The organism is Inquilinus sp. OTU3971 (assembly GCF_038440215.1).
In genome coordinates, this window is record NZ_JASATH010000459.1 from 1 (window position 1) to 350 (window position 350).

General features: G+C 74.6%; 1 protein-coding gene. It reads left to right on the forward strand.

Annotated features, from left to right (window positions below):
• Window positions 1–12 precede the first annotated feature (12 nt).
• Window positions 13–171: a phosphoketolase family protein gene (locus AAHM41_RS40810; protein ID WP_446719531.1), complete on the forward strand. Its 159-nt coding sequence runs from the start codon at window positions 13–15 to the stop codon at window positions 169–171.
• Window positions 172–350: the final 179 nt, after the last annotated feature.

Genomic DNA, 350 nt, shown 5'->3' on the forward strand with positions numbered 1-350 from the left:
GCCATCGCCGCGATCGACCGGCTGCCGCAGCTCGGCACCGATGCCGACCGGGCCCGCCGCCGGTTCCAGGACCGGCTGGCGGAGCACCACGACCATGTCCGCCGGCACGGCCGCGACATGCCCGACATCGCCGATTGGAGCTGGCCGGGCGACGGCGCCGCGGGCGGCTGACGATGCCGGCCGAGATCCTGGCCCTCAACGCCGGCTCCTCCTCGATCAAGCTCGGCCTGTTCGAGGCGCACGGCGCCCAGGTGGCACGCCGCGCCAAGGCCGTGCTCGACCTGAAGGGACGGCCACCGGCACTGCGGCTGGAGGCCGAGGGGGCTTCCGACACCATCGAGATCGGCGTC